This is a genomic window from Flavobacterium ginsenosidimutans (assembly GCF_037478105.1).
GTDB classification, from domain to species: domain Bacteria; phylum Bacteroidota; class Bacteroidia; order Flavobacteriales; family Flavobacteriaceae; genus Flavobacterium; species Flavobacterium ginsenosidimutans.
Window position 1 is genome coordinate 1,832,248 of sequence record NZ_CP147988.1, and the last position, 24,694, is coordinate 1,856,941.

General features: G+C 34.0%; 22 protein-coding genes and 2 tRNA genes. 11 read left to right on the forward strand and 13 right to left on the reverse strand.

Annotation, left to right across the window (positions count from 1 at the left end):
- Positions 1 to 45: 45 nt before the first annotated feature.
- Positions 46 to 279, reverse strand: coding sequence for a hypothetical protein (locus tag V6624_RS08135; protein ID WP_111288500.1), 234 nt, complete (start codon positions 277 to 279; stop codon positions 46 to 48).
- 177 nt (positions 280 to 456) lie between these two features.
- Between V6624_RS08135 and V6624_RS08140 the strand changes: the two genes are divergently transcribed.
- Both V6624_RS08140 and V6624_RS08145 read left to right on the forward strand, forming a co-directional pair.
- Positions 457 to 762, forward strand: a complete 306-nt coding sequence (locus tag V6624_RS08140) for a hypothetical protein (protein ID WP_111288502.1) — start codon at positions 457 to 459, stop codon at positions 760 to 762.
- A gap of 189 nt (positions 763 to 951) precedes the next feature.
- Positions 952 to 1,743 carry a DUF6055 domain-containing protein gene (locus V6624_RS08145; RefSeq protein ID WP_111288504.1) on the forward strand — a complete coding sequence of 264 codons (792 nt, stop codon included), beginning with the start codon at positions 952 to 954 and terminating at the stop codon, positions 1,741 to 1,743.
- Positions 1,744 to 2,024: 281 nt separating this feature from the next.
- Here the strand turns inward: V6624_RS08145 and V6624_RS08150 are convergent, their stop codons facing one another.
- The 10 genes from V6624_RS08150 to V6624_RS08195 all read right to left on the reverse strand — a co-directional run bounded on the left by V6624_RS08150 (position 2,025) and on the right by V6624_RS08195 (position 13,692).
- Positions 2,025 to 2,696, reverse strand: a complete 672-nt coding sequence (locus tag V6624_RS08150) for an HAD family hydrolase (RefSeq protein ID WP_111288506.1) — start codon at positions 2,694 to 2,696, stop codon at positions 2,025 to 2,027.
- A 79-nt stretch (positions 2,697 to 2,775) separates the two neighbouring features.
- Positions 2,776 to 3,789: a hypothetical protein gene (locus V6624_RS08155; RefSeq protein WP_111288508.1), complete on the reverse strand. Its 1,014-nt coding sequence runs from the start codon at positions 3,787 to 3,789 to the stop codon at positions 2,776 to 2,778.
- 106 nt (positions 3,790 to 3,895) lie between these two features.
- On the reverse strand, positions 3,896 to 5,479 hold the full coding sequence (locus V6624_RS08160; RefSeq protein WP_111288510.1) for an MFS transporter: 1,584 nt from the start codon (positions 5,477 to 5,479) through the stop codon (positions 3,896 to 3,898).
- A 1-nt stretch (position 5,480) separates the two neighbouring features.
- A complete protein-coding gene (locus V6624_RS08165) occupies positions 5,481 to 6,533 on the reverse strand; it encodes an HlyD family secretion protein (RefSeq protein WP_111288512.1) in 1,053 nt (350 codons plus the stop codon).
- A 57-nt stretch (positions 6,534 to 6,590) separates the two neighbouring features.
- Positions 6,591 to 7,889 (reverse strand): TolC family protein, encoded by a 1,299-nt coding sequence (locus V6624_RS08170; RefSeq protein WP_239455698.1) that lies wholly within the window; start codon positions 7,887 to 7,889, stop codon positions 6,591 to 6,593.
- Between the two features lie 346 nt (positions 7,890 to 8,235).
- A complete protein-coding gene (locus tag V6624_RS08175; protein WP_111288516.1) occupies positions 8,236 to 9,060 on the reverse strand; it encodes an AraC family transcriptional regulator in 825 nt (274 codons plus the stop codon).
- 205 nt (positions 9,061 to 9,265) lie between these two features.
- Positions 9,266 to 9,339: transfer RNA gene (locus V6624_RS08180), tRNA-Asp, on the reverse strand.
- Positions 9,340 to 10,032: 693 nt separating this feature from the next.
- Positions 10,033 to 10,106 (reverse strand) — tRNA-Asp (locus tag V6624_RS08185).
- 86 nt (positions 10,107 to 10,192) lie between these two features.
- Positions 10,193 to 11,119 carry a DUF58 domain-containing protein gene (locus tag V6624_RS08190; RefSeq protein WP_111286047.1) on the reverse strand — a complete coding sequence of 309 codons (927 nt, stop codon included), beginning with the start codon at positions 11,117 to 11,119 and terminating at the stop codon, positions 10,193 to 10,195.
- Positions 11,116 to 13,692 (reverse strand): M1 family aminopeptidase, encoded by a 2,577-nt coding sequence (locus V6624_RS08195; protein ID WP_338841515.1) that lies wholly within the window; start codon positions 13,690 to 13,692, stop codon positions 11,116 to 11,118. Before V6624_RS08195 ends, V6624_RS08190 begins: the two co-directional genes overlap by 4 nt.
- A gap of 155 nt (positions 13,693 to 13,847) precedes the next feature.
- Between V6624_RS08195 and V6624_RS08200 the strand changes: the two genes are divergently transcribed.
- The 5 genes from V6624_RS08200 (at position 13,848) to V6624_RS08220 (ending at position 19,049) form a co-directional block, all read left to right on the forward strand.
- On the forward strand, positions 13,848 to 14,201 hold the full coding sequence (locus tag V6624_RS08200; protein ID WP_111286051.1) for a hypothetical protein: 354 nt from the start codon (positions 13,848 to 13,850) through the stop codon (positions 14,199 to 14,201).
- A gap of 463 nt (positions 14,202 to 14,664) precedes the next feature.
- Positions 14,665 to 15,090 (forward strand): DUF4625 domain-containing protein, encoded by a 426-nt coding sequence (locus V6624_RS08205; protein WP_338841517.1) that lies wholly within the window; start codon positions 14,665 to 14,667, stop codon positions 15,088 to 15,090.
- Entirely contained in the window at positions 15,087 to 15,557 is a 471-nt protein-coding gene (locus tag V6624_RS08210) for a DUF4625 domain-containing protein (RefSeq protein ID WP_338841518.1), read from the forward strand. Before V6624_RS08205 ends, V6624_RS08210 begins: the two co-directional genes overlap by 4 nt.
- Positions 15,558 to 15,567: 10 nt before the next feature.
- The gene (locus tag V6624_RS08215) at positions 15,568 to 17,775 is read left to right on the forward strand and encodes a TonB-dependent receptor (protein ID WP_338841520.1); all 2,208 of its coding nucleotides are present in this window, start codon (positions 15,568 to 15,570) and stop codon (positions 17,773 to 17,775) included.
- A 50-nt stretch (positions 17,776 to 17,825) separates the two neighbouring features.
- Positions 17,826 to 19,049: a hypothetical protein gene (locus tag V6624_RS08220; RefSeq protein ID WP_338841521.1), complete on the forward strand. Its 1,224-nt coding sequence runs from the start codon at positions 17,826 to 17,828 to the stop codon at positions 19,047 to 19,049.
- Between the two features lie 82 nt (positions 19,050 to 19,131).
- On the opposite strand, the gene V6624_RS08225 is transcribed toward V6624_RS08220, so the two are convergent.
- Entirely contained in the window at positions 19,132 to 19,713 is a 582-nt protein-coding gene (locus tag V6624_RS08225; protein ID WP_338841522.1) for a hypothetical protein, read from the reverse strand.
- A 195-nt stretch (positions 19,714 to 19,908) separates the two neighbouring features.
- Here V6624_RS08225 and V6624_RS08230 point away from each other — a divergent pair, with 195 nt between their 5' ends.
- The 4 genes from V6624_RS08230 (at position 19,909) to V6624_RS08245 (ending at position 24,230) form a co-directional block, all read left to right on the forward strand.
- Complete coding sequence (locus tag V6624_RS08230; RefSeq protein WP_338841523.1) at positions 19,909 to 20,616, forward strand: LytTR family DNA-binding domain-containing protein; 708 nt, start codon at positions 19,909 to 19,911, stop codon at positions 20,614 to 20,616.
- Entirely contained in the window at positions 20,613 to 22,691 is a 2,079-nt protein-coding gene (locus tag V6624_RS08235; protein WP_338841525.1) for a tetratricopeptide repeat-containing sensor histidine kinase, read from the forward strand. Before V6624_RS08230 ends, V6624_RS08235 begins: the two co-directional genes overlap by 4 nt.
- Before the next feature lie 238 nt (positions 22,692 to 22,929).
- On the forward strand, positions 22,930 to 23,364 hold the full coding sequence (locus V6624_RS08240; protein ID WP_204251647.1) for a hypothetical protein: 435 nt from the start codon (positions 22,930 to 22,932) through the stop codon (positions 23,362 to 23,364).
- Positions 23,364 to 24,230, forward strand: a complete 867-nt coding sequence (locus V6624_RS08245) for an IS3 family transposase (protein WP_204251648.1) — start codon at positions 23,364 to 23,366, stop codon at positions 24,228 to 24,230. The genes V6624_RS08240 and V6624_RS08245 overlap by 1 nt, the downstream gene beginning before the upstream one ends.
- 59 nt (positions 24,231 to 24,289) lie before the next feature.
- On the opposite strand, the gene trxA is transcribed toward V6624_RS08245, so the two are convergent.
- Positions 24,290 to 24,607 carry a thioredoxin gene (trxA, locus tag V6624_RS08250; RefSeq protein WP_008466289.1) on the reverse strand — a complete coding sequence of 106 codons (318 nt, stop codon included), beginning with the start codon at positions 24,605 to 24,607 and terminating at the stop codon, positions 24,290 to 24,292.
- Positions 24,608 to 24,694: the final 87 nt, after the last annotated feature.

Genomic DNA, 24,694 nt, shown 5'->3' on the forward strand with positions numbered 1-24,694 from the left:
CAAAATGAAAAGCCATAATATATGGCTTTTTTTATTATAGCATATTCATTCAACATCGAAATAAGGATCGAGAACTTCTGCTAGTCTATTCATCCAATAAAAATTATCATCTATATTAGGCAATTCCGTTTCATCAGTTTTATGACTTCGCATGAAATATAAAGAAAGAAGATAATTTACCTCTCGGATTGTTTTCGCCATATCTTTTGGATCAATAATTTCATTAAAAAAAACTCTTAGCCTAGCCTCAACTTCTTCTGAAAAATGATTTGTACTCATAATTTTAGATTTAAAATATTGCAAAAATCATTCTAAATTTATTTCATTTGAACCCATATATGCGTTCAACTCTATTTTATTTTTTCGTATACCAAACGGTCGCTCTCAAAACAAAAATCTTTCTTAATTTCACGCAACCAATCTGATATTCAAACATCTAAATACAAAAAGATCGTTATGAAAAAATTGATTTGCTTTTTGATTCTTACTTTAGGAATGTTTGCTTGTTCTTCGGCTGAAGAAAAGGCTTCTAAAAACTTTGAATTTACTAAAGAATACACCACTCAAATAACCGTTGGAGGTTTTGTTGGCGTACGTGACCGAACTTTTAAGGTTGGAGAAACTTTTAAAGGAAAAAACAACGGAGAAACCATCGAAATCAGAATAGCCGAACATTCTGAATTAAATGACAAATGCCCAAACAGCTGGTGTTATCAAGAATTGTTAAGTGTTCCTAAAGAATATTTGAAGTTGAAGGAATGAAAAAAACTTCGCGCCTCTGCTCCCGATAGCTATCGGGATTGCGAGATTAAAACCCACAACGATTGAAAGTTCAGAAATTTCTTTAATTATTTTATGTTTTAATCTCTAAATATTCTTATTTTTAAAATACCAAAAACCTAAATCTCAAAATTTCGCTTGTTTTTAAATCTCAAAAAACATTTAGAACACATGAGAAAATACAGATTATTAGTTATCCTTTTAGCAATTATTGCTATTTTTTATTTTGCGAGAACGATTCGAAGCTTTACTGTTCAGCACGAAACCAAAACTCTTAAATCGGAGCATTTTATTGTTTCCTATAACGGAATTTACAAAAGCGAGGCCGAAAAAGTCAGCAAACATCTCGAGGCAAATTATTCTAGAATAAGAGAAAATCTAAAAGATATAGAACACGACCCTATAAAGGTTTCTGTTTATGGTTCGCAATTCAAGTTTAATGAAGCCACAGGTTTAACAGAAAACACAAAAGGCACAAGTCGTGGTCCAAATGAATTCCATTTTGTGTGGACAAATTGGTTTAATTCCATCTTTCCAGACGATCCGCTCAAAACGGCTTTGCACGAGTTTACGCATTGCGTTCAGCTGAACATATTAATTTATAAAGCAAAAGACACCATCATCACCCAAGACCGACTGACTTTTGAAAGGGAATTTGATAAAAAATTCAAAGCCGAATATCCGCGCTGGCTCTGGGAATCGATTAGTATTTTTGAAGCGAAAGAAGTTAATACGTTAAGCGTGAAATATGCTAAAAGCAAAAACCTGACTTTGGAAGATTTAAATCACAGCAATCAGATTTATAATATTGGCTACACGATAATCGAATATCTCACTCAAAAATGGGGAAAAGACATTCTGCCAAAACTAATTGCGTCTTTCGGCAACATCGAAAAAACATTGAATGTATCAACCGAAGAATTTGAAAAAGGCTGGATTGCTTTTTTGGAGGAGAAGTATTGATTCGTTTTTTATTTCACGCAGATTTAAAATGATTTAAGCAGATAAACGCAGATATTATTAAAATCAGAATAAATCTGCTAAAATCTGCAGAATCTACGTGAAATAAAAATTTTTTAATCTTGGAATTTGAAAAAGGCTGGATTGCTTTTTTGGAGGAGAAGTATTGATTCGTTTTTTTATTTCACGCAGATTTAAAATGATTTAAGCAGATAAACGCAGATATTATTAAAATCAAAATAAATCTGCTAAAATCTGCAGAATCTGCGTGAAATAAAAATTCTTTAATCTTGGAATTTGGAATTTAATATTTCAATTATCTTATCCACATTCACTTCACTATAATCATTTATATAAAAATCACATGGCGGAAGTTCTTCTTTTTTATGCGTGCTCAAAACACCTACGACTTTCATTCCCGCATTTAATCCTGCAGTAATGCCCGAAAAAGAATCTTCGAAAACCACGCAATCCGAAGGAGAAACTCCAACTCTTTCTGCCGATTTTAAATATACTTCTGGATTTGGTTTATGAAATTTAACATCTTCGCTGGACATCATCGAATCCATTTTTTCGCCGAGTTTCAGAAAATTGGCAATCAAATCCAAATTCGCGCGAGGCGCCGATGTCGCAACTGCGGTTTTGAAACCACGAGATTTTAATTCGTTTAAAAAATCCATATAATGTGGAATCGTTTCGACTTTGTCTTTATAAATCTCACGGAACATTCCTTCTTTTTCGTCTTCCAGTTTGATTAATTCTTCTCCCGTAATTGGACGTTTGAAGAAATGAGTCATGATATAACTATTGTGTTTTCCGTACATATGCTCTTCAAATTCTTCCTGAGTGTACGGAATATTATATTTATCGAAAAACTTTTCAAAAGCGATTACATGATGCGGATTGGTGTGCGAAATCACGCCATCCATATCAAAAATTACACATTGCTGGCTCATATATTTGTTTTGTTGTTTTATTATCTTCAAATATACTGAATCGCTTTATCTAGCTTCACTATATAAAATTAAATTTTGATTATTTTCGAGATAATTTACGTACATTAATTCCGTTTTTTCTATTCTCGATTATAATAAGATCCCCATTTTCATCAAAAGCGATTCTTCCTATATTAGAGGTTAGTGCTTCACCAACCAAACCATCTTTATATCCGCTAGGTCTATCACCTTCTCCCAATAAATATTTCCCTTTTCCGTCAGGTGTAATCTGTAAAATATTATTATTGGCTGTCGATATGTATATAATATCATTTTTATCTATAGCCAATCCTTGTGCGTCTTCTAAACCTACATACGGCACATAGACTCCATCTTGTTTTACCGTAATTTTAATTGTAGTTACAAGTCCTTCTGGTGTTATTTTTCGAATTCCTTCAGCTCCAACATTTTCTTTCAGATATAAATTACCCTTACTATCCTTAGCAATAAACTGCGCAGAACTAAAACGCGCCTCTTCACCTTTACCATCATTATGTCCCCATGCATCTGGTTTTCCAGCTAAAATAGTTGATGTTCCTTTTGGATTAAATTTTAATATGGATGCTGCATCAGAAATATACAAATTATCCTCTTTATCAATAAGAAAGCCAAAAGCCTGGCGTCCCATTTCTGCTTCTGTCAGATAAGTAGTTACTAAGCCGTCTGGAGTAATTTTTCGCAAAGTTCTATCATGAGAACCTGAAAAGTATATATTTCCTTTAGAATCTGTATTTAAATCAACAATTGTTGTAAAAACAGCTTCTTCGCCCTGCCCATTTACATCTATCTCACTATATTCTCCAGATCCAGCAAGAACTGTGACAATACCGTTTTTATCTACTTTTCTTATTTGATCAGATTCAAAACTTGCTACATATATATTTCCATTTCCGTCTATAGTCAATGCGGTAGCATATAAATCTCTCGGCTTAAACACACCTGCCGCAACAGTGCTGACTTTATCATACTCAATAAGAGCTGAATTTTCATTGTCATTATCACTTGAACAAGAAATCATTGCGATAGTAAATAGAAAAAAGATAATTTTTTTCATAGGTTCTTAAGATTTTTGATTTGGTTTTGAATTAGTTAAAACAAAACTAATAGAATAATCTTTCAAAAAACACTATTTCCAATAAAAAAACTACAATTTTACTTTCTTACCCAATCCAAATTTTACTTTTCACTAAAGTCATAGTTTGTCTCAAATGCTGATTACAAGCAATTAGAATAATCAAAACCACTAAACCATAACCTACAATGGTATAAATTTCCATATCGGCCAATAAAGTCGATTGTTTTGTAATTGTACTGAAAACCTTTTTCATGGCTAAAACATTTGCATTATCTGCCGAATATCCTTTGGCAATAAAACTTTGAGTTGTGCTTGCAATGGTTTGCTGTGCTTCGGGATTTTCGCCTGTTACGAATTGGCTTAATTTCAAGAAGTGTTTTTTATTTAAGAAAACCATTGCATTCTGCATTACGCAGAAGCCAATTGTGCTTCCCCAAAAACGCCCTGAAACTCCAACAATTCCCGAAGAAACCGCCATATTTGCTGGAACCGATGATGTGGTAAATAAGATGAGCGGAACAAATAAAAACCCAACACCGATTCCTTGCAAAATATAGGGAATGATAATATCGCTCAATGCAATATCTGGCACAAAAAGAAACGTAAACCAGAAATGGAAAATAGCAATAAGCGTAAAACCAATCATGAAAATAATTTTTGTCGAAACAGATTTCATCAAGAAAAAAGCTGCCAGAACCAGTCCGATTACATTTCCTAATCCGTTTATATACTGAACGCCCGCCACACGCGATGGATCCCAATTCCAAATGGAAAACATCGCCGAATGACAAAGACTCAACGTTGCTCTGCTGATATAGAAAAGGAAAAACAATAAAAATCCTATTCGCAGATTGGCGTATTTTATAACTTCAAAATTAAAACTCGGTCTTTTTACCAAACGTTCTTTAAAGATGAATAATCCGCCTGTAATGAGCGAAATCATCAGTATTAAAACCATTTCTGAAGACTGTAACCAATATTTCTTTTCGGCATAAACAAAAAAGTAGGCACCGCAAAGAATCGAAATTAAAACCAAAAAATAACTCATCCAGTCGATTTGATACAACGGAATCTTCTTCGTAATTCGGTGCCCTCTGAAAGTAACTAAGATTAAAAAAACGTTTAAAACCTGCAGTCCGCCCGAAACGTACAACATGTATTTCCAGTCGTAATGATCGAGAAACCACACGGCAATATTCATAATAAAAGGCGTAGACAACAACAGCGCGCCGTAGTAAAATGAAAACCCGATAATAATGGCATTTTTAGTATTGAACTGCTCAATAAGCAATTGTCTGATCGTAATAACAGGAAGTGCCATCAATATTCCTTCGGCAAGCCTCATCAATAAAAAAACCGAAAAATTGGTAATATAGGCCGATGAAACAATCGTAATTCCGATTAAGGAATAAACTGCCATCAGGTAATTTTTTGCAGGGAAAAAACTCGAAAATCGGCTTTCTATCAAAATGGTTGCCAACAGAGTTCCATACGTAACACACATCCCAAACTGCAAATCTTCTGGCTCAATGTCCAAAAAACTCGCCGCATAGGTTACGTTTGACGTATAAACTCCCAATAAAATCATAGAATGCAACAAACAAACGAACAAAATAATAATGATCGCCCATTTTGGAACCCATGATTTAAATATACTTTTATCTTCCATTTTATTTGTGTGCAGCAACAACCGTAATGTTCATTCCTGCTCTTAAAAAATCGGTTTGTTTGTCTTGTTCTTTTAACTGAATTCTAACTGGAATTCTCTGTTCGATTTTTACGAAGTTTCCAGTCGCATTATCTGGAGGAAGCAACGAGAATCTCGCACCACTTGCAGGCGATAACGAAGCAATTGTTCCCACAAAAACTTTGTCGTTTATTGCATCAGCTTTGATTTCTACTTCTTGCCCAACAGTTAAATATTGCAGTTGAGTTTCTTTAAAATTGGCTGTAATCCATTTTTCTTTACTCACGATAGAAAGCAGCGACTGACCTTCTTTTACCATTTGTCCTGGCTGTAAAGTTCTTTTTCCAACCCAGCCGTCATAAGGCGCTGTAATTACAGTATAAGAAAGAAATAATGCCGCATTATCTGCAACAGCTTGTTTTGAAGCAATATTCGTTTGCGTTGTCGGAACATTCGCTTCGGCAACAGAAGTGCTTAAAGTTGCCGAATGAATTCTATTTCTCATTTCCTGAAAATGTGCTTGCGCCGACTCGTAATCTGCTTTAACTTTTTCTAATTGTTGAGAAGTTGCAGCTTCTTCGCTCACCAAAGCTTTGTATCTTTCGTATTCTAGTTTGGTTTTCCAAAGATTTGATTTTGCAGCTTCTAATTGCGACTCGTTAATTGCTGTTGCACTTGCTGTATTAATGGCGTTTTTTTGAGCCACAACGCTATTTTGCTGCGCATTTTGAACATCGGCAAGAGCCACATTCAATTTCGATTTATATTCTCTATTATCGATCACCACCAAAGTATCTCCTTTATGCACAAATTGGTTTTCGTCAAAACGAACTTCTTGCACATAACCTGTAATTCTAGACATAATTGGCGTAACATATTGTTCTACCTGCGCGTCATTGGTTTCTTCATGGTTTCGGTTAAACACATAAAACCAAATTCCTAAAATAACCCCGCTTATTACCAGCGCACACGCAATAATTGTTATTAGTATATGAAACGTTTTATTTCTTTTAGTTTCATTTTTTATCTTAACCATCTTTTTTATCTCTTTATCTTAGTTCTTTCTTTAAAATCTTTCCTCTAGCTTTTCAGTTTAACTTCCTGCATTAGGCATAATTCCTGCCGTGTGCATCATTTGGTAATGTTTCAAAATAGCATCCAATCGGGTAGAGATTTTGTTGTATTTTGCCTGAAGCAACGCATTATCAGCATCGACCATTTCCGTAATTAAAACCAATTGGTTTAAGTATTTCAGCTTTACTATTCGGTAATTTTCTTCAGCTAAATCCAAAGCTTTGTCAACCACGACAAATTTTTCGAGGATTTCCTGATACTGCGTATGCTCTTTATATAACTGATCTTGAATTTCTTCTTTTATAATTTCAGTCTGCATTTTCTGCACATCGATTTTAGTACTCGCTTTTGCCACTTTCGTTTTGTTTTTATACAAAGCTGAAAGATCAAAACGCGCCTCGATTCCCACCTGACCTAAAGTATACAAATACGGATTTGGCGGAAAGAATTTGTAGTTTGGATAATAAAAGCCATAATTCCCGAAGAAGTTTACGCTTGGCAGATAATTACCTTTTACCAATTGCATTTCGGTTTTACTAATGTTTAATTCCTGACTTGCAATTCGCATTTCTTCGTTCTGCATCGCTTTATTCAGATAAAAATCATACGGATCTAAACCGTTCATTTCATCCAGACTTGCAGTTGTGTCGATTGCAATTTCTTCGTTTTCAGGAATCTGAATTAAAGTTTTCAGATCGTGAAGCGCTATTTGAATGTTTTTGGAGTTTGTAAGCGCATTCAACTCACGATCTGAGAGCTGTAATTCGGCACGTATAACCTCATTTTTGGTTACCGTACCGTGTTTTTGAAGCGATTGCACTTCTTTTAATCGGCTTTTTTCTTCTTTGATGTTTTCTTCAAATATTTTTTGAAGTTCCATCATTTTATAAATCGCCAGATAGTTTGCAACAACTTCCAGTTCAATATCATTTTCTGTTTTTTCCGATTTTATTTTCGCAATTTCGTTTTCCTGATTCGCAATTTTGATTGCGTTATTAATCTTGTTTCCAACGTAAATTGGCATTTTAAAAGTTGAATTTACCTCATAGATTTCAGGAATTGCTTTCGTAACTTCTTTTCCGTTTAAGAAACCATCTCCTTTAAATTCTGTAATGTTGGTAATTCTGGAGTACATTCCGTTCAGTTGTACATCCGGTAATCTAAGTTCTTTTCTTTCTTTGATGTTTTGCTCAGCGAGCGTAATCTCCAGTTGAGATTTAAGGACTTTTTTGTTGTTTTCCTTCGCGAGTTTCATCGCTTCTTGTAAAGAAACGGTATGAACTTCCTGAGCATGTAAACTACTGAATACTAATACCATTAGTAAAATCAATAAGCTTCTGGGAAAACAATCTTCTTTAGAGTTTGTTTTTTTAAGGAACATGAATATTTGAATATTTTATGCTGCAAAGTTCCTTCATTTTTTCCTTGGCTGATGATTCTAAAAAGTCAATAACATATTCATTTCGGACAAATGTTAAAATTCCATTTTTCGAAAACGTTATATTAAAACACTGAAAAACAATTTATTACAAAATAGATTTGGATTGTGATATTTCACGCAGATTTTAATAGATTTAAACAGATATGCGCAGATTTTTATTTTTTACAATCGTAAAATCAAACAATTATCTGCAAAATCTGCTCAAATCTGCGTGAAACAAAAACTATTTACCTCGTTCTAAAATCTCTTCTCCGTTTAAGTAATCAGAAGGTCTTTGACCCAAAATCTTAAAAAAAGTATTGCTGAAAGTCGGGACACTATTGTACCCAACTTCTAGAGCTACCTCTTTCACCGAAAGTTTTCTTTCTAATAAAAGCTCGATTGCTTTAAGAATTCTTCGAATGGTATAATATTGAATAAAAGACATTTTGAGATCTTTCTGAAATAAGCGATACAAAGAACGTTCGCTAAAGCCAAATTCATGTGCCACATCGGCAAAAAGAATCGTTTCTCCTAGATTGTTTTCAATATGTCGAAGTATTTTTCCTAGTCGTTTATCTTTAGGCTGAGGAAGTTCTAAAGGCAAATTGGTATGACATATTTGCGGAAGAATCGCTTTTATGGCTTTCGCAATAACAAAACTCGGACTTCCCTTTTTCAAATCACCGTTCCACTGATTGGTAAACATCATCATTTGAAGCAGTAGATTATTCACCGGATAAATACCTTCACTTTTATAGAAATCATCCTCATTTTTTTCAACCGGAAAATACAAATTTCGCATCATCACATGTTCCGACTTTGGTTCGATACTATGTTCTACTCCCGCGGGAATCCAGATAAAATGTCTTGCAGGCAAAAAATATGATTTCGTTTCAGTTGTCACAAAAACGACGTCGCCTTCTGCGTAAAGCATTTGCGCTTTGTTATGTTTATGTGTTGGAACAAGTAATTCTCCCATTATATTATGATGGCAGTAAATGCTTTTTTTATCGGCATCTACTTTATGGAGATAATATTTGTCTACTTTGAATGTTAATTGTTCCATAATATAAAGATAGGAAAGAAATAAATTCCAAATTCCATACAATTTGTCATTCCGAGGAACGAGGAATCTCACACGAAATTCACGTACTGTTATGGAGTTCCTAGTGTGATTCCTCGTTCCTCGGAATGACAAAGCTAGACGATTTCCTTAAAAAGCCATATAAAAAAAATGCCTCTCGTAATGAGAGGCATTTTACAAACTTAGGCGGTCTGGACGGGACTCGAACCCGCGACCCCATGCGTGACAGGCATGTATTCTAACCAACTGAACTACCAAACCCTGCGTTATTGTGGGTGCAAAAATACAACAGAATTTCGTTTCTGCAAGCGTTTTTTCAAATAAAATTTGAGAAATTTTTAATTGGCTAAATTCCAATATTTTAAAAATTGGTATCGAAATCAAAAAAGAAGAAGTTTCTTTCTTTTTGACCGCAAAGCGCGCTAAGATCTACGCAAAGTCCGCAAGTTTTTCATTAACATAGCCTGTGGTTTCAACCACAGAAAACGTATTGCATACATTGTATTCTCGTGGTTGAAACCACGGGCTATATTTTAATATTATAAATAGAAAATCTTTGTAGCGTTACTTGCGGAGATTTGCTTCGCCTATTCGCTATCACTCGAGTCTCCTTCGTCGAAATGACAAACTGTTGCGTTAAAGTTGGGATTAAGCAAAAAAAATCGCAAAGCTTTCTCAATTGTAAGCTTTGCGAACTTTGCATTCTTTAGAAAATATCTTTGTGAACTTTGCGTAAATCTTAGCGCTCTTTGCGGTAAAATTTTCATCGTATTTAAGCAAAACCAAAAGTGTCTTAAATCAAAAAAGCCATCCACAAAAGTGGAAAGCTTTTCATTGGTCTAACTACTAAACCAGCTACGAGTTACAAAGTCGTAGCAAAACAACACAACTAATCTTAGATACCGTTTTTGGGCAAAAAAGCCTTTCTTTACAGAAAGGCTTTTCCCAATATTGCGGTCTGGACGGGACTCGAACCCGCGACCCCATGCGTGACAGGCATGTATTCTAACCAACTGAACTACCAAACCTCTGCGTTATTGCGGTTGCAAAGATATAACAGAATTTCGTTTCTGCAAGTGTTTTTGTAAAAAAAATGAAATAAATTTTCAAATCTTTATCCAAAGTTTTGTTTTTCAACCAAATATGTAGTCAATATTTTTTCAAAATTATCGCCCACATTTACCGAAACATACTTAATTTGGTTCTTCGCACAGGTTAAAGCCAAGTTTTTAAAGTAAGCTTCTACCCTTTTTTCATATTCTTCTTTTACATTGTCAGCAAAAATCGAAACCTCTTCGCCCGATTCTAAGTCAATGAATTTTCTTGGTGCATTATCAAAATCAAATTTTAATTCAGTTTGATTATCAACCACATGGAACAAAACTACTTTATGTTTGTTGTGTTTCAAATGTTGTAATGCGTTGAATAATTTCTCGTCATCTTGCGTCTGGAACATATCTGTAAACAAAATAATCATAGAACGACGATGCATTTTCTCTGCAATTTGGTGCAGATAGGTAATCGTGTCGGTCGTTTTCTTTGCTTTTGGCTGTTCTAATAATTGTTCCAATTTATTCAAAAGCATTCTGTGATGGCGATCGCTTCCTTTTTCTGGAGCGTAATATTCGTAATGATCTGAGAAAACGCTTAAACCAACGGCATCACGCTGTTTCTTTAGAATATTCATCAAAACCGCCGAAGCCAAAACTGCAAAACCAATCTTCTTTTCATAAAAAGGCTGATTCGATTTCAGTTCAGGATAATGCATTGATGACGAATTATCGACAATCAAATGGCAACGCAAATTGGTTTCTTCCTCAAAACGTTTCGTGTACAAACGATCGGTTTTGGCAAACAATTTCCAGTCGATATGTTTGGTGCTTTCGCCTGCATTATAAACTTTATGTTCGGCAAATTCGGCCGAAAATCCATGAAACGGACTCTTGTGCATTCCAGATATAAAACCTTCCACAACCTGATTTGCCAGCATTTCCAGATGCTGAAAACTCGAGACTTTCTCTATTTCCGATTCAATTTTCATTCGGTTTCTTTTTTAATATTTTGTGCTTTATAAAGCAAATCTGTCGCCTGAAACAATTTACGCTTCAAGATCGGACTAAAATTAGGGTTTTCTTTTAAGAATCGCTGTACTTCATCAAAAGCATATTTCGACGAATACTTTCCAACGGTATTATCGAGCCAATCTTTCGGAAAGAAAATATCTCCCGTTCGCTGAATTTCGTCAACCAAATCTAGTGAAAATCTAATATACTTTTGTGCATTTCTTTGACGAAGCGGATGATTTACATTTGCCAAACCTACAGAAACCCAAGATTCTTTTTCACGATTTACATCATCTTTTAATGATTCTATAAAAGTATTTCGAACCGATTCGTCTTTAGATAAAGATGGAAGCAAAAATTCAAATCGTTTCTTTTTGTCTGGATTTGAAATTGAATTTCTAGTTGTTTCCAAAATTTCATCGGCTTTTTGATGTTTGAAAATAGCCAGATTCATTGCCATATTCGTGTAATCGTCTTCATTTAATTTCAAACCTGTAATTGAGATTTCTCTATTCCAAACCTTATATAAACTCGCTTTTCCTGACTCAGAATAAGCAACCGAAGTAAATAAGCCAAACAATGTCTTTTTGATATTCGAAGATAAATTAGCTTGCAAACGCTCATACAGAATACCTACAAGCTGTTTTTGAACTTCATTTTGCTGTTTTTCGGTGAAAAATCTCCAATAAATAGTGTTTAGATTGTTAGAAACAATTCGCAAAACCAATTCATTTTCTTCGGATTGAATTCCTTTTAAAAAGCATTCGTAAGCTTGATTTGGAGAAACGTTTCCAACTAAAGTATTTTCATAAAGATTGCTGTATGACGAAGCCCTTGCTACCTCATCTTTTAGGTTTGCGATATAATTTAAATTATTCCCGTCAAGCGGAAAAACACCATATCCAAAACCATTATAATTGTAAACAACTGCAAGCGGTTTTTCAAGTCCGATAGCTTCTTTTAGAATCAAACTTTTATCTACGATATTTGCCGTTAGCACTTTTACATCATTAGAATAAACTAAACCTATTTGAAATACCTGAGGCCAGATATTATCTGATTTATCTTCAGCTTGCTGTATAATTTCAAACTTCTTGATTTTATTTTGCGTGTCATATTCTATTTTATCTGAAAAAATAGCTCTTCCAGATTTGTTTACCCAGACTTCGCTCCATTTCTTCATATCCAAAGGCGTTTCTGCATCAAGAATTTCTACGAGATTATTCCAATCGGCATTGTCATTGGCATAATTCTGAATGTATTTTTGAATTCCATTCTGAAAAGCTTCTTTTCCCATTGAAGCTTCTAATTGACGCATCATAATTGGTGCTTTGTTGTAAATCATAGCGCCATATAGCGAACCAGCATCTTTCAAATTTGCCAAATGCTGTCTTATCGGATGCGTTCCCAAAGATCGATCTTCCGCGTAAGCGCTAGCATAATGCGCTGTAAAAAATTGCAGATTATGATTGACTTTCGGGAAAATCGGATTCATAATTTTATCTGCCATAAAATTGGCGAAAACCTCTTTCATCCAAACATCATCAAACCATTTCATGGTTACCAAATCGCCAAACCACATGTGTGAGGTTTCGTGCGCAATGAGTTTTGCTCGGTTTAATTTTTCGCTATCGGTAGCACTATTATCCAAAAATAAAGTTGATTCTCGGTATTGAATCGCACCAACATGTTCCATTCCGCCATATTGAAAAACGGGAATCGAAGCGAAATCTAACTTCTGAAAAGGAAATTTATAATTGGTATATTTTTCCAAAAAATCTAGAGATTGTTGATGTAAATTGAAAATTGTATCGACACTTGCTTTTATTTTATCAGCGCCATTTTCACGATAAAGCATTGTCATTTCCAGATTTCCTGGCTTTTGCGTCACATTGTTGAATTTTCCCGCTACAAACGAAAACAAATAGGTGCTCATTTTGTCTGATTCTTTGAAAGCGTATAACGTAAAATCTCCTTTTTCAATTTTCTCTTTCACATCGGCTCCAGCCAAAACTTTCCAATCTTTTGGAACAGAAAGACTAAGCTTATAAGTTGCTTTTAAATCGGGCTGATCAAAACAGGGAAATAAAGTACTGGCGCGGTCTGGAACTAATAAAGTGTATAAAAAATCGTCGTTTCTATTTAAAGATAAATTCCCTGCGATAAACGAAATCCTAATTGTATTTTTCCCTGAAATCAAATTTCCAACAGGAATTACAATATGTCCTTTTTCGTGAACAATTGCAACTGTTTTCCCGTTTACTTCAACTGTTTTGATGTTTTGCGATTTCTCTTTAAAGTCTAAATACAAAGGCTCGCTCACATCTGATAATGTTGCTTCTAAAGCTAATTTTGAAACAATATCTTCATTTTTCTTATTCGGAATTTCAAATGAAAGTTCGTAAGTAATATTAGAAATTTGATGTTTTCTAAATTGAGCTAATTGCTCTGAAACACCATTTTCTAAAACAAGATTTCCTTTTGTTTTTGATTGCGAAAATCCAATCATAATTGTCATAAAAAAAGCAAAAAGGCTGTAGAAAATTTTCATTTTTAAGGAATATAAGATTTGCTAAAATAAGCAAATGCATTGATTTTTCACAAACAATTACCGCAACAATATTGCATTTAAAAATAAGATTTCTATATTTGCAACACTATTGCATTAATTCTGGTTTTAAAAACCATCAGAAGCAATCTCAACGAATGAAAAAGAAAATTAAATTTATAAATCTCTTGATGCCGTTAATCGTATTGTTTGCAATACTTTTTCCTGCTGTCCACTCGTATGAGCATATTTTGGACACGCATTCGCAGAAAGAGAAAATAGAATTTTCGGTTTCAGAAAAACCACAATTTAAGGCAAAACTTCATTCGTTTCATAAATGTTCGATTTGCGATTTTAAATTCAGCGCGGTTGGCACATTTGAAGTTGCTATTTTTCAATTCTATAAAAATATTTCTGTTGTAAAACACCTTAATTTTTACAACCAACAGCATTTTACATTTTTCAAAGGGTCGCTTTTCTCACTGCGAGCCCCGCCCACTTTTACACTTTAATTTTTTGTGCACAGGTTGCATGCCAATTCGGTTATTAATTTGTTTTTAATGATTTAAATCTTAAAACTTTTTATAGCAATCTCTTTCATTTACAGCAGTTAATACTTTGTATTGATATTTCATTTTTGCATTGGAATTCAAAATTTCTTTGCTAGAATATTGCTTTTTCTGCACAAAAAGTCCCCTTTCAATTTTATCGATTATAACATTTAAACTAAAACTTAATTCTGGTTTTTAGTTTGTGTTGTGCTGTTTTTCAATCATTCAGAAGATATTTCACCTCGCTGGGGCTCTTCTAAAATGGCAAATCGATTTCTATAAATATTTCGTCCCGCTGGGACTTAGTCAAATGGCGAATTTTCTAATTCTATTCCGTTTCTCTGGGACTTGAATATTAGAATCATTATACCTTTTTCGTAACCCAAATACCCTTTATAAAATGATTAAAATCAAATCAGAAAAAATGAAAACAACAAAACTCATTCTGGCTTCGCTTTTTGCTGCAATTGCTTTTTCAAGCTGTAGCAATGATGATTCAGAACCAGCCATTCCTTCGATTGACAAAATCGAACTAGGTCTTAACAACAGCGAAACAGCAACTATTGGACAAGATTTCCATTTTAATGCTGAAGTAACTGCTGCTGATAAAATCGAAAATGTACAAGTGAAAATTGTACAAAAAAGCACTGAAACGTATTCTAAAACTTGGTCTCACGAAATTACTTGGACGCAATATGCGGACTCAAAAAACGCTACGGTTCACAAGCATTTTGACATTCCTGAAGATGCTGCAGAAGGAAAATACGACTTCATTATTATCGTAAACGATCAAAACGGAAGTAAGCTAGAAGTGAAGAAAAACCTAACGATTATAAATCAAAAAATATGAAAAATTTAAAATTCCTATTAGGCATTTTTGCTCTTGCCTTTATTTCTTCGTGCTCCAGTGATAATGTAGAAATCGATACCGAATATCCAGTAATTGACATTTCAGCAGTAGATGCTTTTCCTATTCAATGCAGTACAATTGAACGCGGAAAGACCTTCACTTTCAAAGCCACTTTTAACGACAATGTCGAATTGGGTTCTTATAGCTTAGATATTCATCACAATTTCGATCATCATACTCATAGCACAGAAGTAACAACTTGCGAAACTGATGCTGTAAAAACTCCAGTAAAACCAATGCTTTTCATCAGCAATTACACTATTCCAAATGGTTTGAAAAGTTATGAAGCAACGACACAAATCACCATTCCTGCCGATGTTGATTCTGGAGATTACCATTTTATGATCCGCTTGACGGATAAGGAAGGCTGGCAAACGCTGAAAGGTTTAAGTATTAAAATTTTATAAGATCAGATTAATGAAGAATGCCCTATCCATGTATTGGAAATATTGTTTCTTACTCCTCAGTTTATTGGTTTCAGCTGAAGCTTTTTCTCAAAATCAGCCATCAGAAAAGAAACCAGAAATCAAGGAACTTGACGAAGTTTTAATTAACGGAAATTCTGCCGAAAAACGCAAAAAAGAAGAATCGCTGAATGTTGAAACGGTGAACAATAGTTTTATTCAGCGTAATCTTGGCGGAAGTTTGATGCAGTCTTTGCAGAAATTGCCAGGAGTTAAAACTATTTCTATCGGTTCTGGAGGTTCAAAACCCCTAATTCGTGGTTTGAGCTTTAATCAGGTTATTGTGGTGGAGAACGGTTTGAAACACGAAGGCCAACAATGGGGCGCAGATCATGGATTGGAAATCGATCAATATGCGGTAAACCGAGTAGAAATTATAAAAGGTCCTTCTTCATTTATTTATGGATCTGATGCTGTGGGCGGCGCAATAAATATTAAACCTTTGCCTCTTCCGTCGCAAAACACTTTTGGCGGAAGCGTTGATCTTACCGGAAAAAGCAACAATGCGCAATTTGGAAGTTCTATTAATTTATTTGGAAGAAACGAAAATTGGTTCTTTGATTCTCGAGTAACCACAATGGATTACGGCGATTATCGCGTTCCAACCGATGTGGTTCATGTCTATAGTTATGCCGTTCCGTTATATAAAAATCATTTGCGAAATACGGCTGGACGTGAACTCGATCTTCATTTGAGTACAGGTTATTCTGGAGAATATTTCAAATCGGTTTTCTATTTCAGTAACGTACATACCAAAAGCGGATTTTTCGCGAATGCGCACGGGCTGGAACCTCGAAATGTAGATCTGGAATTACATGACAAATCGAGCCGTGATATTTTGATGCCGTATCAACAAGTCAATCATTTAAAGGTTAGTAATACGACTTCTTTTCAGTTGGGAAATCATGCTTTTGAAACGCAAATTGGTTTTCAAAATAATTTTAGAAGAGAATATAGCCATTATGTCAATCACGGTTATATGCCTCCAATTTATCCTGAAGATATGTACGCTCCACAAGATTTGGAACGCCAATACGATAAAGATGTCTGGTCTTTTTCTGCTAAAGATGAATTCAGAATTGATAACCATCAAATTACGGTTGGTTCGAATTTGGTTTTTCAACAAAATGAAATTGGCGGATGGAGCTTTTTAATTCCGTCTTTCACACAATTTAATGCTGGTTTATTTGCTTATGATAAAATTGAACTGAACGAAAAATGGTTCTTAAACAGCGCTGTTCGTTACGATTACGGAAAAATTAAAATGAAATCGTATTACGATTGGTTTCAAAGTCCGGTTTCAGAAAACAATCAAACAGAATTGGAATATTTACAGCGTTCTCAAGATCTCACGAAAACTTTTGACAGTTTTACATGGTCAATTGGTGCAAATTACAATCCTGGAAAGCTTTCTCTGAAAGCCAATTTGGGATCAAGTTTTAGAATGCCTATTGCCAAAGAATTGGCTTCAAATGGCGTGAATTATCATTATTTCCGATTCGAAAAAGGAAATCCGAATCTGGACGCAGAACGTTCGTATCAATTGGATTTGGGAATGGAATGGGCAGCACAAAACTTCTCTTTTCAACTGACTCCGTTTGTTAACTATTTTCCGAATTTCATTTATCTCAATCCAACCTCAACGCATGATATTTATTATGGTGCCGGAAATCAGGTTTTTGAATATGAGCAAAGTAAAGTCTTTCGCTATGGCGCAGAATTTCAAACAAGATATTATTTCCTGAAATCTTTAAGTGCAGAAATTGGTGCCGAATATCTTTATTCGGAACAAAAGTCAGGAAGTAAAAAAGGCTATACAATTCCGTTTTCTCCGCCACCTTCTGTTTTGTTCGGATTGAATTACGAACCACAAATCTCATTTTTAAAAGAACCTTATTTTTCTGTTGATTATCGTTTTACAGCACAGCAAAATAATATCGTTCCACCTGAGAAAAAAACGGCTGAAAGTCATGTTTTTAATGTGGCTTTTGGCTCAAAAGTTAAGACAGGAAAACAGGATATCAGCATCAATATTCAGATCCAAAATTTATTTAATACAAGATATTTAAATCACACCAGCTTTTACCGACTTATCGAACTTCCAGAAGCGGGACGAAACATTATTGTTTCTATGAAAATTCCCTTTTCGTTTTCGCGATAAGCAAACCATTCAAAACTCAATTATTTACAAATTTTAAATCCTTTATTACAATGAAAAACAAGTTTTACAAACTACTATTTTTATTTGCTGTATCGCTTTTTGCGGTTTCGTGTAGCAACGACGATGATAACCACGATGATCATGATCATGATCACGACACTTCGGAAGAACATACATTTGTTCGAGTTTTACTCTCTGACGAAAAAACGACTGAGCTAACGCTTTTTGATCCGCATGAAGATAAGATCAGTTCTTTTACGGCAAAATTTGCTAAAGCCTCTTTATACACAACAGAATCTGGGCGTTTTGCAGGAATTGTTCACAGAGATAATAATTTCGTAGAAACTTTCGACAGCGGATTGGAATTACACGGCGATCACGTTGATGTTGATGATGTTGCAAAATTTGGAGTTTTAGCGACAAGCGCATTAAAACCAACGCATTTTAAAAGTAAAATTGGAGAAATCCTGACTTTCAATGACGGAGACGGAACACTTTCTGTCGGTAAAGAAGCTGATGTAAATACCGCTGGAGCAACGTTCAAAACAATAAATGCAGGTTTATTGGCGCATCACGGTGCAATGGCGACTTTTACTAACGGAACTTATGCGATTACTGAGAAAGACAATTCAGTAACAGGAACGCTTCCTGAAAAAGTAAAAATCATTGACAACACAGGAAAAACACTTTTTGATGCTAAAATTACCACAAAAGGAATTCACGGAAATGCTTCAGATGGAGTTTATGCAGTTTTCGGTTCTTCTAGCGGAATTTTAGTTGTAGAAAGCAACGGAAACCAAAAACTAATTGATCATCCTGAAGATTTTGGAACGGCTTGGTTTGGAAGTATTTTAGAAACGGCTTCTGCTGGAAAATTCATTGGTTATACTGCTGCAAAAGGTGCTTATTTAATTGACGTTGTAGCCAATACCGTAAAGCCAATTATTCAAAACACAACAATTATGCAGTGTAAAGTAAGTTACGATCATACAAAACTAGCTGTTTTATTGCATTCTGGAGATTTTAAACTTTATGATATCAGTAGTTTACAAGTTGCAAAAGAAATTAAAGCAACAACCGAAACGGCTACAGATGCGACATTAAAACCTCAAATGGCGGTTACAGATCGTTTTGCCTATATCACTTCGCCAACAACTGGAGAATTAATACAAGTAAACCTTTCTACATTGGCAATCAAAAAGACTAAGGTTTCCAGCACACCTTATATGATTACGATTTTAGGTTATGAAAACAGTGAAAACCATAGTCACTAATTCATTATTTAAAAAAAACGAAAAAGGTTTGACAATCGTCAAACCTTTTCCTTTACTAATTCAAAGCTATCCAAAATAAGAATTATTCAGTTTGTTGAAAATCAAAGCTTAAATCTCCTGCATTGTAATTTGCCGAAACATTTGTCGGGAAAATTTGTGCAGTTCCAGAAACCCATCTGTATTCATTGAATGTAATGTTTCCAGCAACAATAGGATACGTTACGTTCGAATTGTCGGCTTTGTTCTTTTTATACCAATCATTAGAATTCATGGTAATCATGTATTTTTTGTCTTTATCTAAAGCTAATTCGCTGATTTCTTTAGAAACTTGTACGTCTGCTGTTTCAACATTTAAAGTCTCAGAACGCAAAACAGTTTTTGCTGTATAATCCCAAATCGTTACCCGCACAGACGGGTTTGTCGACGGGAGCTTGAGCGTAATGGCTTTAATTTTTCCTTTGACAGTTGGCGTAAATACCAATCCGAATTCATAATCTCCAAAATTAATGAAGTTCGTTACTGTACTAAAACCTGTTGCAGTATAATAAGCGTCAAGCGGATTCTCTTTTTCAAATTTTGGTGTATTGTCATTGTCGTCGCTGCTACAAGAAATAGCCAAAGCGGCAGTTAGTAAAATGGTAAAAATGGTTTTGAAAGCTCTCATAATAATCTAGTCTTAAAAAATTGGTTAAATGGTTCTTATTTAATTCAATAACATTATTTTTGTAAAACTCAAAAGTTCGTTTTTTTCCGTTTCCAAATGATTTACAGGACAAATTTGAATCAATAAAATCATTGGAAAAACCACCAATAGACGAACAGCATTTTAAATAGACAGACAACATAAATCTAGATTCGAATGATGAAAAAATACAGTTGTATTATTGTTGATGATGACGAAATTGATAGGTTAACTGTATTGTCATTTGCCAAAAAGTTTCCTGTTCTGGATATTTTGGGCGTTTTTGAAACTGCCGAAGAAGCGCTTTCGTTTCTAGAAAAAGAAAAAATAGAAATCTTGTTTTTAGATATTGATATGCCTGGCTTAAACGGAATTGAATTTAGAAAACAAGCGCTCGAAGTTCCTGTTTGCGTTTTTATAACGGCACATTCTGAACATGCTGTAGAAAGTTTCCAGATCGAAACACTTGATTTTATTATAAAACCTTTAAAACTAGATCGCTTTACTCAAACCATAAATCGTATTGAAGAATTTATGGAAATAAAACTGAAAGTTTCTCTCTTTGAAGCGAGTATTGGTGGCGATACTATTTATATTAAAGAAGGACATGAACAAACCAAAGTAAAACTTCACGAAATTTTATATCTAGAAGCGCTAAAAGATTACACTTTGGTAGTTACAGACCGAAAGAGGCATTGCGTGCTTTCGAGTATCGGAAATTTACTGAAAGAAGATCATTTTCAGTCTTTTGTCCGAATACATAGAAGTTATGCCGTGCAGAAACAATATGTTCAAAAAATAAATTCGAATGAAATTGTTTTGAATAATAATGCCATTATCCCAATTGGAAGAAGTTATAAGGAAAACTTAAATCTAATGGCATGAAAAACTTAAAGTTCCTGCTTTTTATTTTTATAAGTTTTAATGCTTTTGCTCAGCGGGAACCTAATTTGGCACGTTATAAAACTATTGACGAAAAACTTAAAGTATGGCTGAAATACTCCACATCACTTTTAGATGCCGAAGATTATGCGAGACTTATTCCTGCCGCAAACAAAGGAATATTGCTTTCTAAAAACAACAATGCTTATTTAAGCCGTTTTTATCTTCAAAAAGGACTTGCTTACGAATTCACTAACAATCAATATCAAAAAGCATTAATAAATTATGAACAGGCTTGGAAATATGCTCATAAAGTCAAACATTTAAAAAACGAAACGACCATTTTAATGCGTCTTAATTACGTTTATTATTCGGTTCAAGATACCGTAAAAAGCAAATCTTTGGCAACCTATATCGAACAAGTTTTAGATACTACAAAAAACAATTATACCAAAGCTATTTTAAACGGAAGTTTAGCCGAATATTATCAGAATAATGCGCAATATGAAACCTTTATTGGCTATCAGTTAAAAGCGATTTCATACAAAAAACTGCTTAAAAAAGACAAAGTCAACGAAGAGAATATTGGAATATCTTATCTTCAAATTGGAAGTGCTTACACTAAAATGAAGCAGTATAATAAGGCGATAGAGTATTTGAATGAAGCAAAACCTTATGTAAAAAATTCTCCCTACGTAAGTGCTTTTTTATGCAATTATTATTTGCAGAGTTTTGTTCCTTTAAAAAACATTGATAGTATTACAAAGTATTACAAACTCATACACATTTACCCTTCTAAAAAAGATTCTCTTTTTCTTAATTTGAGCTTTGCAAACCGCAGTATGTCTGAGTATTATGCAAATGAACGCAAACCTGACATCGCTTATATTTATGCTGAAAAAGCCATTCGGTTTGGGCAAAAATCCAACGACGGAGATATGATCATGGAAGCTAATACCATAATGGGAAGGGTTTTATATGAAAAAGGAGAATACAAAAAAGCGATCGAAACACTGAAAAAAGCTTCAAAAAATGCCCTGCATTATGACAAAGAATCTTTTGTCATGATCAATAAAAAACTATCTCAAAGTTATGCCGCGCTCGGACAATGGAAAGAAGCTTATTATTATAACGAAATCTACAGCAAAAACAATGACGAAATGATGGCACAGTCTGCTAAACAAAGCATTGCAACTGCCGAAGCGCGTTATCAGAATCAGACTAAACAGCAAAAAATCAAGAATCTTTCGACAGAAAATGACATTAAAAACATTCAAATTAAAGAAGTAAAACAACAGCGTATATTTCTGATTTCGGGAATTGCTTTGGTTTGTATAATAGGATTATTATTAATGAAGCAAAGTCAAAATCGAAAGAAAACCAATTTGAAACTTCAGGCTTTAAATCAGGAATTGGACGAAGCCAATAAAATTAAAACTAGATTCTTTAGTATTTTAAATCATGATTTGCGAAGTCCGATTTCAAATCTGATTCATTTTTTACATCTTCAAAAAGAAAATCCTGAATTGATTGATGAAGAAACCGCATCGAGAATGCAGCATAAAATTACAACTGGAGCCGAAAATTTATTGTCATCGATGGAAGATATTCTGCTTTGGAGCAAAGGACAGATGGAAAACTTTAAACCTCAGCCTAAAAAAATTGCCGTAACTATTTTATTCGATGAAACTGAAAAACACTTTTCAAATATTGAAAACGTTGAAATCTTGTTCGAAAATCCTGAAAACATAATTTTAGAAACAGACGAAAATTATCTAAAAACCATTATCAGGAATTTGACAGGAAACGCCATAAAAGCATTAGACAAAACTCCGAATGCCAAAATTGTGTGGAAAGCTTGGCATGAAAATCAGAAAAACTATCTTTCTATTACAGATAATGGCCCAGGCGGAACGCAAGAAAAATTCAAGGCTTTGTACAACGATTCAGAAGTAATTGGGATCAAATCGGGATTAGGATTGCATTTAATTCGTGACTTGGCTGCAGCCATTAACTGCAAAATCGAAGTTTGCTCGAAGCCAAATGCAGGAGCAACTTTTACCATTATTTTTAAATAAGTACGCCACGACTCGAGCGATAGTGAACAAGCGAAGCAATTTCATAAATTTTCACGAATTAGATTTGTGAAATTATCAAGACAGTTTTATCTGCTTTTTAAAAACTAAATTAGTGTCAATTTGTGAAATTCGTGGCAAAAAAAAATAAACCCAATAAAAAAGGTCCAACTTTCGTCGGACCTTTTTTATATTAATCGTGTGTCTTGTCCTGAAATAGCGATACACAAAAAGTATCATTATGGAAAAAGATCAAGAATTGCGCTATGTAAAGCGCACCCAAAAAGATTACAGCATGTCTTTTAAGCTTCAAATTGTTCAGGAAATAGAACAAGGAAGAATTTCAATTTCTCAGGTTAAAAAAGATTATGCCATTCAGTCCCGTTCTACAATCGTTCAATGGCTTCGAAAATTTGGTAACTTTGATTGGGACAATCAAACACCTTCTGCTATGCCAAAATCTCCTGAACAAAAAATAATGGAACTTGAAGCCAAAGTGAAGTTATTAGAAAAACAAAAATCATTTTTAGAACAGCAGGCTTACGTTGCCGATAAAAAAGCTATTATTTTCGATATGATGATTGATATAGCAGAAAAAGAATATCAAATTGACATTCGAAAAAACTCACCACCCGAACAATCGAACATTTTAAAGAAGAACATCAACAAACAATAATGTTTGCCTGTACTTTGTTCGGGATAGACAGACAGGTTTATTATCGAAGAATAAAAAGAACCAGTTCCAGAAAGCTTATTGCCTCAGAAGTTATTAGTCTGGTTTTGAAAATTAGAAATACAATGCCCCGAATAGGAGCAAAAAAACTATATTATCTTTTAAAAATCCAATTGAATCAACTCAAAATCGGCAGGGATAAATTTATAGATATACTTAGAGCTAATCATTTATTAATAACACCTAGACGTTCTTATCATATAACAACAAACTCTCATCATAGATTTAGAAAGCATGAGAATCTAATATTGGATTTAAAAATCTGCAGACCAGAACAAGTCTGGGTATCAGACATAACTTATGTTGGAAAAAGAGAGAATCCATGTTATTTAAGTCTTATAACAGATGCTTACTCTAAAAAAATAATGGGTTTTTATGTGGCAGATAATATGAATACTAAAAGCAGTTTAACAGCTTTAAAAAATGCAATAAAACAGCGCCGAGATAAAGGAAAAACATTAATCCACCATTCAGATAGAGGACTGCAGTATTGTTCTGATCAATATCAAAAACTATTATATAAAAACAATATAAGATGCAGTATGACACAAAACTCTGATCCTTATGAAAATGCAGTGGCGGAGAGAATAAATGGAATTTTAAAACAAGAATTTAATATTGATAAATTTAATCAGCAACTTGCTGTGATGAAGATTTTAATAAAAGATGCAATTGAGGTTTATAATAATGAAAGGCCCCATTATTCTAATTATATGCTAACACCCAATCAAATGCACAAACAAAACATAGTAGAAATGAGAACTTATAAAACAAAAACACCTGCAAAAAAAGTTCTTACAGGTGTTTAATTAAATATATTTGTCTAATAATCTGTATCGATTATTTAGGACTAGTCAGTAATCTGAGATTACAATAAAGCGTCTAAACTATCTGCGTAGGCTTGTTTCGGAGCTACTCCTACTTGTTTTCCTACAACTTCACCATTTTGAAACACCAAAACGGTTGGTATGTTACGCACACCATATTTTGCAGCGAATTCTTGGTTAGCATCTACATCTACTTTACCAACAACTACTTTACCAGCGTACTCTTCGCTTAATTGGTCAATGATTGGACCAACCATTCTACAAGGACCACACCATGCTGCCCAAAAATCTACCATTACTGGTTTATCTGATTTTAAAACTACTTCATCAAAAGTAGCATCTGTTATTGCTAATGCCATAATATATTAAGATTAAAATTATGTCTGAATATTTAACTTTCAAACTACAGTACAAATTTAAAAATTTAAAATAAATCAAACACGATT

What these genes read in the sequence shown, in the direction of transcription:
- V6624_RS08235 (WP_338841525.1), top strand. Translation starts at nt 20,613, where the DNA reads ATGAAAAACTTAAAGTTCCTGCTTTTTATTTTTATAAGTTTTAATGCT.
- V6624_RS08155 (WP_111288508.1), bottom strand. Translation starts at nt 3,789, where the DNA reads ATGAAAAAAATTATCTTTTTTCTATTTACTATCGCAATGATTTCTTGT.
- V6624_RS08245 (WP_204251648.1), top strand. Translation starts at nt 23,364, where the DNA reads ATGTTTGCCTGTACTTTGTTCGGGATAGACAGACAGGTTTATTATCGA.
- V6624_RS08200 (WP_111286051.1), top strand. Translation starts at nt 13,848, where the DNA reads ATGAAAAAGAAAATTAAATTTATAAATCTCTTGATGCCGTTAATCGTA.
- V6624_RS08220 (WP_338841521.1), top strand. Translation starts at nt 17,826, where the DNA reads ATGAAAAACAAGTTTTACAAACTACTATTTTTATTTGCTGTATCGCTT.
- V6624_RS08240 (WP_204251647.1), top strand. Translation starts at nt 22,930, where the DNA reads ATGGAAAAAGATCAAGAATTGCGCTATGTAAAGCGCACCCAAAAAGAT.
- V6624_RS08170 (WP_239455698.1), bottom strand. Translation starts at nt 7,889, where the DNA reads ATGGTATTAGTATTCAGTAGTTTACATGCTCAGGAAGTTCATACCGTT.
- V6624_RS08195 (WP_338841515.1), bottom strand. Translation starts at nt 13,692, where the DNA reads ATGAAAATTTTCTACAGCCTTTTTGCTTTTTTTATGACAATTATGATT.
- V6624_RS08225 (WP_338841522.1), bottom strand. Translation starts at nt 19,713, where the DNA reads ATGAGAGCTTTCAAAACCATTTTTACCATTTTACTAACTGCCGCTTTG.
- V6624_RS08135 (WP_111288500.1), bottom strand. Translation starts at nt 279, where the DNA reads ATGAGTACAAATCATTTTTCAGAAGAAGTTGAGGCTAGGCTAAGAGTT.
- V6624_RS08190 (WP_111286047.1), bottom strand. Translation starts at nt 11,119, where the DNA reads ATGAAAATTGAATCGGAAATAGAGAAAGTCTCGAGTTTTCAGCATCTG.
- trxA (WP_008466289.1), bottom strand. Translation starts at nt 24,607, where the DNA reads ATGGCATTAGCAATAACAGATGCTACTTTTGATGAAGTAGTTTTAAAA.
- V6624_RS08150 (WP_111288506.1), bottom strand. Translation starts at nt 2,696, where the DNA reads ATGAGCCAGCAATGTGTAATTTTTGATATGGATGGCGTGATTTCGCAC.
- V6624_RS08145 (WP_111288504.1), top strand. Translation starts at nt 952, where the DNA reads ATGAGAAAATACAGATTATTAGTTATCCTTTTAGCAATTATTGCTATT.
- V6624_RS08215 (WP_338841520.1), top strand. Translation starts at nt 15,568, where the DNA reads ATGAAGAATGCCCTATCCATGTATTGGAAATATTGTTTCTTACTCCTC.
- V6624_RS08205 (WP_338841517.1), top strand. Translation starts at nt 14,665, where the DNA reads ATGAAAACAACAAAACTCATTCTGGCTTCGCTTTTTGCTGCAATTGCT.
- V6624_RS08165 (WP_111288512.1), bottom strand. Translation starts at nt 6,533, where the DNA reads ATGGTTAAGATAAAAAATGAAACTAAAAGAAATAAAACGTTTCATATA.
- V6624_RS08140 (WP_111288502.1), top strand. Translation starts at nt 457, where the DNA reads ATGAAAAAATTGATTTGCTTTTTGATTCTTACTTTAGGAATGTTTGCT.
- V6624_RS08210 (WP_338841518.1), top strand. Translation starts at nt 15,087, where the DNA reads ATGAAAAATTTAAAATTCCTATTAGGCATTTTTGCTCTTGCCTTTATT.
- V6624_RS08160 (WP_111288510.1), bottom strand. Translation starts at nt 5,479, where the DNA reads ATGGAAGATAAAAGTATATTTAAATCATGGGTTCCAAAATGGGCGATC.
- V6624_RS08175 (WP_111288516.1), bottom strand. Translation starts at nt 9,060, where the DNA reads ATGGAACAATTAACATTCAAAGTAGACAAATATTATCTCCATAAAGTA.
- V6624_RS08230 (WP_338841523.1), top strand. Translation starts at nt 19,909, where the DNA reads ATGATGAAAAAATACAGTTGTATTATTGTTGATGATGACGAAATTGAT.